Origin of the sequence: Clostridium coskatii, assembly GCF_001675205.1 — a bacterium.
Classification (GTDB): domain Bacteria; phylum Bacillota; class Clostridia; order Clostridiales; family Clostridiaceae; genus Clostridium_B; species Clostridium_B ljungdahlii.
Genome location: NZ_LROR01000047.1, coordinates 1 through 1,165 on the forward strand (window position 1 = coordinate 1; position 1,165 = coordinate 1,165).

2 protein-coding genes are annotated in these 1,165 nt (G+C 31.8%); both read right to left on the reverse strand.

Annotation, left to right across the window (positions count from 1 at the left end; all coding sequences use genetic code 11):
* Positions 1 to 237 precede the first annotated feature (237 nt).
* A complete protein-coding gene (locus CLCOS_RS22405; protein WP_156496411.1) occupies positions 238 to 375 on the reverse strand; it encodes a hypothetical protein in 138 nt (45 codons plus the stop codon).
* A 30-nt stretch (positions 376 to 405) separates the two neighbouring features.
* Entirely contained in the window at positions 406 to 990 is a 585-nt protein-coding gene (locus CLCOS_RS10060; protein WP_192847963.1) for an ERCC4 domain-containing protein, read from the reverse strand.
* Positions 991 to 1,165 lie beyond the last annotated feature (175 nt).

Genomic DNA, 1,165 nt, shown 5'->3' on the forward strand with positions numbered 1-1,165 from the left:
TTTATATCCTTTATCCCGTAACAATATATGCTTTTCAAAGTACGCCAATAGTTTTCCAGTTACTTCTAAGTAGTTGCTTAATTAAATATCTTTTCAGAATTTCCATCTACTTTTCGAGTGTCTTCTAAAATGTTCTCCTGTTTCTCTTTCTATTAATTCTTTTAAATCTATATCTTGCAGCTCCACCTTCTCACCTCTTTTCTAAAGCACAAATTATATTTCAATTGCATATTAAATCTAGGTTTCAACATTTGTACATTTTTTACCATTCCAAAATGCACAATCTCTGTAACAATCCCAATCGTCTACTCCTCTTCCGACATTACAATTCAACCTTTCCTGCTTATTTTTGCTAGGTTCACCATTATAATTCATAAAATCCTCCTTTACATAATTTTCACTTTGCTAACAACTTTCAACCTCTGGACTTATATCCGCATCCAATTCCTTTAAAAAGTTTCTGACACTGTATTTAAGTATTCCGTATATTGTGTTGCCAGCATCAATTTTATTTATAAATTCCATTCCATATAAATATTGAGTTTGTATGCTTCTTACTCTGCCATAAAAAGCTGTAGGCCTGTACTGACTTCTATATTTGCCTGCTTTTATATGCTCCATAGCGTCCTTATCCTCAACAACCATATAAAGCTTAACCCCTTTGGACTTTGCCCTTTGAAGCTCCCTTATGAGCCGTATATCGTCGTGGGTGTCAGTTTTCTCTGAAAGATTTCCTGCAAGCTCGTCTACTGAATTTTTCCTTTCAATAGCTACAGGAAAATATAAGTCCCTGTATATACCCATATCATAACGTTTGGTTATAATTGCTGTATAATCGCCCTCGTCAATCTTCTTTCTTTTATATGGTATCTTCTTACTATCAAAATAAGCTAATATATGGCTGTTCTGCTGTTCTCTTGTATCATAGAGAATAACAAAATTTTCTTTAAGTAATTTATCAATATCTGAATCCGAAAATTTATAATGTATTTGCATTTAATCACTTCCTGACTATCTTTATAGGAAAATCTTTCCTACTATTTAATTCTTCTATGAGTATGTTTGTTGGTACCCATGATAATTTTTCATTAAATACTCTTTCAAGTGTTTTATTATTTAAAAGTTCTTTTGTTTTAAGAGCTACAGACAATTTACACAAAACCTC